The sequence below is a fragment of the Flectobacillus sp. genome (assembly GCF_049240685.1).
Classification (GTDB): Bacteria; Bacteroidota; Bacteroidia; order Cytophagales; family Spirosomataceae; genus Flectobacillus.
The window spans coordinates 1-8,708 of record NZ_JBMLSD010000063.1; the positions used below are offsets into that span (position 1 = coordinate 1).

The 8,708-nt window shown below is 37.3% G+C and carries 9 protein-coding genes; 4 read left to right on the plus strand and 5 right to left on the minus strand.

The window, feature by feature from the left end:
* Positions 1–438 precede the first annotated feature (438 nt).
* The 3 genes from ACOVQ4_RS02950 to ACOVQ4_RS02960 form a co-directional block, all read right to left on the minus strand.
* Complete coding sequence (locus ACOVQ4_RS02950; RefSeq protein ID WP_421819170.1) at positions 439–894, minus strand: DinB family protein; 456 nt, start codon at positions 892–894, stop codon at positions 439–441.
* A 181-nt stretch (positions 895–1,075) separates the two neighbouring features.
* Positions 1,076–1,702 (minus strand): NAD(P)H-dependent oxidoreductase, encoded by a 627-nt coding sequence (locus ACOVQ4_RS02955; protein WP_421819171.1) that lies wholly within the window; start codon positions 1,700–1,702, stop codon positions 1,076–1,078.
* A gap of 142 nt (positions 1,703–1,844) precedes the next feature.
* Positions 1,845–2,318: a nuclear transport factor 2 family protein gene (locus tag ACOVQ4_RS02960; RefSeq protein WP_421819172.1), complete on the minus strand. Its 474-nt coding sequence runs from the start codon at positions 2,316–2,318 to the stop codon at positions 1,845–1,847.
* Positions 2,319–2,453: 135 nt separating this feature from the next.
* Between ACOVQ4_RS02960 and ACOVQ4_RS02965 the strand changes: the two genes are divergently transcribed.
* From ACOVQ4_RS02965 to ACOVQ4_RS02975, 3 genes are all read left to right on the plus strand, one after another.
* Positions 2,454–3,332: a ChaN family lipoprotein gene (locus tag ACOVQ4_RS02965; RefSeq protein WP_421819173.1), complete on the plus strand. Its 879-nt coding sequence runs from the start codon at positions 2,454–2,456 to the stop codon at positions 3,330–3,332.
* A gap of 344 nt (positions 3,333–3,676) precedes the next feature.
* Positions 3,677–4,246, plus strand: coding sequence for a hypothetical protein (locus tag ACOVQ4_RS02970; RefSeq protein WP_095167010.1), 570 nt, complete (start codon positions 3,677–3,679; stop codon positions 4,244–4,246).
* Positions 4,247–4,409: 163 nt separating this feature from the next.
* Positions 4,410–4,985, plus strand: a complete 576-nt coding sequence (locus ACOVQ4_RS02975; RefSeq protein ID WP_421819174.1) for a GNAT family N-acetyltransferase — start codon at positions 4,410–4,412, stop codon at positions 4,983–4,985.
* Positions 4,986–5,214: 229 nt separating this feature from the next.
* On the opposite strand, the gene ACOVQ4_RS02980 is transcribed toward ACOVQ4_RS02975, so the two are convergent.
* Positions 5,215–6,387, minus strand: a complete 1,173-nt coding sequence (locus ACOVQ4_RS02980; protein WP_421819175.1) for a glutathionylspermidine synthase family protein — start codon at positions 6,385–6,387, stop codon at positions 5,215–5,217.
* A 35-nt stretch (positions 6,388–6,422) separates the two neighbouring features.
* Positions 6,423–7,097: a hypothetical protein gene (locus ACOVQ4_RS02985; RefSeq protein ID WP_421819176.1), complete on the minus strand. Its 675-nt coding sequence runs from the start codon at positions 7,095–7,097 to the stop codon at positions 6,423–6,425.
* Positions 7,098–7,473: 376 nt separating this feature from the next.
* Here ACOVQ4_RS02985 and ACOVQ4_RS02990 point away from each other — a divergent pair, with 376 nt between their 5' ends.
* The gene (locus ACOVQ4_RS02990) at positions 7,474–8,502 is read left to right on the plus strand and encodes a S1 family peptidase (RefSeq protein WP_421819177.1); all 1,029 of its coding nucleotides are present in this window, start codon (positions 7,474–7,476) and stop codon (positions 8,500–8,502) included.
* Positions 8,503–8,708: the final 206 nt, after the last annotated feature.

Below are 8,708 nucleotides of genomic sequence, written 5' to 3' on the forward strand. Positions count from 1 at the left end.
ATCACCAATCAGATGCAAGTGCTCTTTTACTGGTAAGACCTAATAAGATTGGCTTTAATATTGGGCTTAATTTTAAGATAAAATAACTTTAAGTAATTATACAGAATTAAATTTAAGTACTCGGCTTTAGGCTGTAAGCCGTAGGCCTTAGGCAAAAGGTCTTTATAATTTCATAAAATTAGCATACGGCTTAATGCCTAATGCTTATTGCCTGAGAAATGAAATTTTATTTTGGGTACAAACTTATTAAAATACGTTTTAAAAATATTGGTCAAGTTTTTATCAAAAAAGCGGTCAGGAAATATTTTTCGACCGCTTTTTTGATGCCCCCATGCTAGATTTTATTGATTTGAGACGCTATTACTGCGTCTATTCTGCCAGTGTAGTAATATTAATCTATCCATTTGCTCATCATTAAAGTGTAGATGGCTCGTGTTTCTATTTTATCATCCCCAATTGCTTCAAGTGATGGTCTAAGTGACATAAATAATCTTGTGCTACTTCCCAAAGGGTAGGATAGGCATCAGGTACGGTCTCTTTGCTCCAATTAGTCAAAACTTGATATTTTTCTTCTGGTAAGTTGGCCAATATGCGTATCAAATGCTTATTGAGCAGTCGCCACAATTCTAATAAATCATCAGAAGGATAAGACTGATAATCTGCTGCTTCTACCCAAATATTTTGTTCGTAAATAATCTGTGCTTTAGATTGATACTGACCTACTACAAAGCGACGGATGTTGTTTTGTGCCGAGTCAATCAAATGACCAAGTACTTCTTTCTTACTCCATTTTTCAGGCGAGCTTTTCAACGATAGTGATTCTTCAGATTGAGATTGCCAGTATGTACTTACAATTTCTATTCTATAACTCAGCGATTCTAGTAGTTCTTTCATGTATACAAACAAGTTATGAGAGTATGAAAAAAGGATAATTACTCACACGTTTCGAAAAAGTTCAAACCGTTTCATTTTTCAAATTACCAAATTTTCAAATCAAAAATACTTTTTCTAAGGTAACAAAAAAAAAGACTAAACTCACAGAGCATAGTCTTTTGTGGATAATCAGATAATCGTATTAAATTTTTACAAATAACTTATCTGCTGTTCTTCTAACCTTTTTCGCTTTTACTAAAGGGTCATTTGCTTCATCGCGGTAACCCAAAGCTAAAATCGAAACGCTTTTTAAGCCTTTTTCTTTCAAACCTAAAATTTCGTCAACTGCCGCAGGATTAAAACCTTCCATTGGAGTGGCATCTACTTGCTCGTAAGCAGCAGCTACCAAGGCAGTACCCAATGCTATATATGTTTGGCGAGCAGTCCAGTTGAAGTTTTCTTCAGCCGAACGACTCAAAATACCACCAAAATTTGCTCTAAAACCAGCAAGTGACTCTACAGGAATGCCGCGTTCTTCGGCAATATGAGCCATATAGCTATCTACTTGTGCTTCAGTAACATTGTCCCAAGCAGCAAATACCAAAATATGTGAAGATTCTACAATTTGTGGTTGATTGTAGGCCGCTGGTTGGATTTGTTTGCGCAATTCAGGGTTTTCGATAACAAATACTGTATATGGCTGAAGCCCCATCGATGATGCCGACAAACGAATAGCTTCTAAAATATTCTCTAGTTTTTGTTGAGGAACTGTTGCTCCTGTCATTCTCTTGGTCGCATAGCGCCAATTCAATTTCTCTAATAATTCCATGAGTTTGGTCAGATCAATATTTAATGTAATGATATTTAATGTATCTACATTTAATAAACCAAGTACAAAGAAAAATAGTTTCTAAGAATTTAAAAAAAATAAAATAAATGCTGGAAAGAGAAAAAAGAAGTCTCAGAAAGTATTAGTCTTGATGTGAAATTTTAGCATAAGCCTCGAGCCTTTGCATGGCCTGCTTTCTTACCTTATTTTGCAAGAAGCTGCTCCAACCTAAAAGTTTTCCTTTGATTCCTAATGACTGACTGGCCCATTTATAAAAATTAAAATGGTCATGTTGTTGGTAAATTTTGTTTTCGGAAAAAGAGAAAGTCGAAGTTATCGTATTTACAACGGGTAAGCCTGTACTTCCAAAAGTATAAGACGCTTTCCATGTAGCTTCGACCTTGTTGCGATGTGTTCGAACTTTTAGTAGCTCAATTTTCATATCAGAGCCTCGTTCGATTAACATCCGCCACATTTCCATAATCAAGGGTTGTTTTAAGTAAAAGATGGGGTCCTTGAATGTGGCTTTTGAATGATAGCAAGTTTCCATGTACTGGGTATCTTTTTGAGAAAAGGCATGGTAAAAGTTAGTGATCAATTCTTCTTGTGTTGTCATTGGGGAGTATGATTTAATAGTATAGCAATGAATTGGTTCGGAAATTCGTAATTATCATGGTATAAGTTGAACCATCTAACTACAAAAGTGTTATTTTAACATCAATTTGAAAATAAAACATACATTTTTTTTATTATGTGGAAATTTACCTTTGTCCTACTAATAGTATTTTTTACGCTTGGATTTAGATCCGACAAGCCTGCTTATTTAATCTACACAGCACAATTGCAGTCAAGCTCTTACGAAAAACTGATTTCGGAGGCCAAAGGAGCTGATATTGTGTTTTTTGGTGAACTTCACGACAATCCGATAGCTCACTGGCTAGAGCTCCAAGTCACCAAAGACTTATATACGGAAAAAGGGGGTAAGTTGGTTTTAGGTGCCGAAATGTTTGAGGCAGATAATCAGGTTGTTCTTGATGAATATCTGAAAGGAATTATTACAGGAAAGCAGTTTGAGACTGAAGCTAAAATGTGGCAAAATTATGCCACCGATTATAAGCCAATGGTCGATTTTGCCCAGAAAAACAAGATTCCTTTTGTGGCAACCAACATTCCACGACGCTACGCAAGCTTAGTTTCAAAAGGAGGCTTAGAAGCACTTAATCAATTGAGTGAAGAGGGGAAAAAAAGTGTAGCTCCACTCCCAATTACTGTCGATTTGACCCTGCCAGGTTATGCCGAAATGATGAAAATGGGAGGGATGCACGGCATGGGTGGAAGTACCATTTCTGCCGAAAATATTGCTAAGGCTCAAGCCACCAAAGATGCTACGATGGCACATTTTATTTTGAAGAACTGGTCGGAAGGAAAATCATTTTTGCACTTCAATGGTAGTTACCACTCCAACAACTTTGAAGGAATTATTTGGTATTTGAAGAAAGCAAACCCAGCTTTGAAAATTGTCACCATCAATACAGTAGAGGAGGCAGACATTAAAGAGCCTAACACCAAACATAAAGGTTCAGCAAGTTTCGTAGTTGCAATTCCAAGTGATATGATTAAATCTTATTAGTTGTAAGTGCTGAGTTTAGAAAAACTGTTTATTTCGGATATCGGATGTTGGATTTCGGAAGTTTAATCTTTTATGTTTTGTAAAAAATAGAGGTATGTTACTTTATTTCCGAAATCAAAAATCCCAAATCTGAAATAGTTGAAAATCCTTTGTAAAGTACTATTTCACCACTCATAATTAGTAGTGTACGAAGGTTTGTATCTTTCAAATACAAATTGTGTAGCGGCAACCCTTGCGGTTGCCACTACACCCCAAAATGCGAATAATAAGAACGCTTTTGAACAAAATACAAACCTTCGTACAACCCTAACTCACAATTCATCATTAATACCTAGTCTCCGCTCATGCAAGATATTGAACCCTTTTATCAATGGGAAAGTCATTATGTGGCATCAAAAGACCCTCGTTCTCCCTTTTATGGAAGGTTGTATAACACTTCCATGTACGAAAATGACATTTATGGCTATTATATTCATCCATTTTGGGATGAGTTTGAGTCTCCTACTTTATATTGTAAAATCCTTTTTGCCGATTATAATCGACAGTTTGTGATTATCGAGATGTTTGGCGAATGGAATGATACGCTTCACAACGACATTATGTGGTTTAAACGCAATGTAATCGACCATTTGATTGGACAAGGAATTAATCAATTTATTCTGATAGGAGAGAATATACTCAATTTTCATGGCTCAACCGATGACGATTATTATGCCGAATGGTTTGAGGAAGTAGAGGACGGTTGGATTGCCGCTTGTAATTTTAGAGATTTTATCCAAAAAGAATGGACCAAATATCACCTTGACTATTATATCAATTTTGGAGGTACCTTAGATGTGGTCAATTGGCGCACTTTACAACCTGTAGTACTTTTTGAAGTCATCAAAAGACTTATGGTCAGAAGATTGAATTAATGCTTTTTTGTTATAAAAATATCGAAAAAAGGTATTTTTTATTATAAATTAAAATACTGAGTTTTGTCTTTTGAAATAAACAAATCAATACTATAGGTACAATAAAGTGTTGATTGTTTGGAGTTTAGAAGGTTAAGGAAATAGAATTTAAAGTTTGAGCCAAATGTCAATCATATTCACAACTATCACAAGTGACGAGGAAGTAAATCAAGTATTAGATTTGCAACAACAGAATCTTAACAAGAATATTTCAGACGATGTGGCAACTAGTCAGGGCTTTGTAACTGTTCAGCATAATTTTGATTTACTATCAAGAATGAATGCTGCTGAGCCACAAATCATTGCCAAGGATGGAGACAAAGTGGTTGGTTATGCGCTGGTTATGCCAACAAGCTTTAGGTATGACATTCCTGTATTGATGGCTATGTTTGACATGCTTGATGAGTTAAATTACCAAGGTAAGCCCATAAAAGAATACAGATATTATGCAATGGGGCAAATTTGCGTAGCCGAAGGCTATCGTGGACAAGGTATTTTTGATGGAATGTATGCCTTACATAAAGAGCGATTATCTGGTAAATATGACCTTTGTATTACCGAAGTTGCCAAAAGAAATACACGCTCATTAGCGGCTCATGCTCGTGTAGGATTTGAGATTATTCACGAATATTTTGATACCACGCATCCAGAATTATGGGAGGTGGTTTTGTTGGACTTGAGACCAAAGGCTATTGAGTAATTGAGTGAGTGAGCGAATGAGTGATTATTTTAAATTAAGTTAGTGGGCAAAATAAAGTTTAATTTTTGTGCTTTCAGTTTTCAGCCCTGGGCATTCGGCAAAAATATATTTATCGTTACTAAAAACATTTTAACACTCTTTGCCTTATGCCTAGTGCCTAAACATATAACTTAAGTTTTATCATACGTTGTAACTTAGTCACTCATTCACTCAATCACCACTCACTTAATTATTCAATAATATGTCCTACAAACTGTGCCGTATTATTAATAATTTTTCCACCTTTTCTAAAGCCTAATCCGCAAGCTTCTCCTGCAAAAAATACACCTGCTTGATAATAACTTCCTTCTGGGTCTTGCAAGAAATCGACGTACTCTTGGTAAACTTTATTCTGTTCAAAATATTCTCCTTCTGTTTCCGAAACGGCATTTCCTGCGGTATCCAAGATTTTAACATTAGCACCTTCACGACCAAAAAGGACTTTTTCGACAGAAGTTTTATTGACTAATGGTGTTGACGCCGTTTCTAAAAGAAGTGGATGATTTGGGAATAATTGCCACAAAACTTTTAAGATACCTTTTGATTGGAAAAGAAGCGTATAAGCGGGATTTAATACAACTGTTTTTTGATTGATGACCAAATCCGTTAAAATCTGAGTTAATTCTGGTTCGTCCCAGCCGATGTATTCCCAAGGTACAAGCTTAAACCAAAAATCATAGCGAGTAAAACTGCCGTCGTTTGAGCTTTGTTTATAGATACCTTCAATACTCGAAAATTCTGTATTTTCAATATATTCAAAAGCGACTTCAAAGCCAGCTTCACGGGCAGCTTCGCCCAAAACCTGCATATTGGTGTCGTCTTCTGGGTATCCTTCCATAGTTGAAATCAATAGCGTTGGTTCGTGGTCAGGATTTTGTTTACGCATTTCGCTAAACTGCGCCACCAATGATTCGTACAAGGTATTAAACTGAAGGGTTTCGTCGAGGCGATTGGCTTTTAGCGATGCCCACTGTACAACCGCTGTTTCGGGGATACAGGTGGCTGTGTCGGCATTAAATTCAACAAGTTTGATGGGCTTTCCATCGAGCCCGCCAGCTAGGTCGAAACGCCCATAAATATGCCAATGGCGGTCATTTTCCCAAGAATACTTTACTAACTCAATAAGATTTTCAGGAATACCTAACTCAGCAAATTTGTGTTGGTCAATTACATGTTGAGCTGCCTCAATGTACATTTCATATAGCTCATTGGCTGCGGCATAATACTTTTCGGCCTCAGTTTCAGAAACTACCACAACTTGGTTGGTCAAATAACTTTGGGTATCTTCTCCAAGCATCCAATACCAATCGGCATTGCGAAGAGCAGACTCAGGAGAATTACTTAAACTTTTTAAATGAATCATAAATTTTGAAATTGGGTGAAATAAAATAAAGCTGGTTAGCCATGGAATCCTCCATGTGAACTACTGCGGAAGAAACCAGAACGACCGCCAGTGGGTCTACTAAAAGTTGTACGAGAGGTATTAATAGCATGATGCACTTGCTGTGAGCTATTATATACTCGTTGACTTACATAATATCGACTCCAAAGGCTACTACCAGAATGATAGCGACGCCTATTGGTGGTATCTTTTTGCATTTGATTTGTGCTAAATCCGTTGCTAGACAAATCTGGACGATAGTTAGCGTAGCTGGGGCTTAAGGTTCGGCCCAAAAAGTAACCCATACCACCATAAAGTAATGCATTGGATAAACTTGAGCTTTGGCCTATATGCTGTGGATGTCTGGCTACATCTTGGTCGATTAGTGCTTTTACAGCTCTTGGCGATAAGGTATCTTGTTTGCCATCCAAATAAGTAACGTATGCCACCGAGCTATCTGCCTCGGTTTCGACTTCTTTTGTTATTTTAAAAACGCCTTTACTTGTTTCAGAAATATACGTCTTTACACCTTTTTTGTAAACTTCTACCTCTTCATAGTCTCCATCATCGTTTTGGTTACTCGAACAACTCTGTAATAAAACTGCTGGTCCGAATAAACTCAAAGCTATTGTACTTCCTATAGTTATGTCTTTTACCTTCTTGATAAAAGCATGTTGTTTAGATGGGGTCATCTGGAATTCTGGTTTAATGGTTGTCAGTATAATTCAAAGTTAGAACTAAAAATGGAGTTACACTAAAATCTTTGAGGAATGGTTTTTCGGCTCGAAGGAGCGGTTGTTTTGGGAAGAATTTTTAGAGTTCAGCGATGCTACAAAGCTGTTTTACTACTCATGTAAAGAAAACGCCCATCTATTCATCAAAAGCATCCATTCGCGAGGAAAGTCTAATTTATAAAAATTACGTACCATAACTTTGTATTGTTGTTTAGGCTATGACAACCCACCAACGGTCTGTAAACATTAGCTGATTTATGTGGCGGCATAAATCAAAATGATGACCGTTGGTTTTATTTTCTAAGTAATTTTTGATAAAAGTTCCTTTAAAATCATGATTAACATCAGAAGATTTTTGTGCATATCTCTTGCTTCTGTTGCGTTATTTAGCTGTAGTAAAGATAACGACGTAGCTCCCAACACAGACGGAACAGCACCAACGAATGTTCCAGCTACCTTTGGCGTGCGTCATGATATACCTTTATCAAAGTACGAAAGCATTGCTACCAACCAAGCACCATTCAACACTACTGATTATCCTGATTTTTCCCCAGTCGTATTCATCAACACAGATCATGGCGAGGCTAGTGGTACTTGTACCGGAACGCTTATTGGGTCACAATGGGTATTGTCGGCAGGTCATTGTTTTTTTGACCCAGCTAAAGATTCCGCCCCAACGAGCATTGACAAGCTCAGTATATTGGTAGGAGCAGACCCTAATAGTCCAGTCGAAACCCGAAAGGTATCAGCCTTGTATATAGCACCTAGTTGGTTGGACGGGGGGGATTTTTATAAGTATGGAAATGATATTGCGCTGATCAAACTTGCTTCTCCCATAACATCTATCACTCCAGCGGCAGTAAACTTTACGATGGATGCAGAGACTATCGGAGGACGCGTATGGTATGCAGGATATGGTGATTATAGTGCTCAGTCGGGACAAGACGCTGGCAAGCGTTCCAAAAAACACGCTTTAGAAAATATACTAGATCGTCGAATGGGAGGACTTACCCATGTAATCAATGGGGTAAACCATGAAGGAGGGACTTTGGCTTTTGACTTTGATGACCCTTCTGGCGTACTCAATACATTAGGAGACAGCTACGCCAATGATCAAGAAAAAGCCTTGGGTTTAGGTACAAGTGCCAGCAAGGCTTTGGACTGGGAAGCCACTACCGTACAAGGAGATAGTGGAGGTCCTTTGCTGATGAAGATTAATTTTAAATGGACAGTTATCGGTGTGCTTAATGGAGGGGTTACAGAACCGCTTGTTGGCTTGAAAGACGGTGCTTATGGTGATATCAGCACCTTCACCCGAACGGCTTCTTTCCGCACATGGATTCAGGATACAATGAAAAAATAGAATATTCAGTGCATCCATAACTCAGCATTGATATCATTATGTTGGCACACAAAATAAAATTTATTTATTGAGCTTTCGGCTTTGAGCTAAGGGCATTCTGCAAAAACATATCTATTGTTACTAAAAAACAATTTAACACTCTTTGCCTTGTGCCTTCAACACAAAACTTAAATCTAATTTTTCACGATTACTTAAATACACGAAAT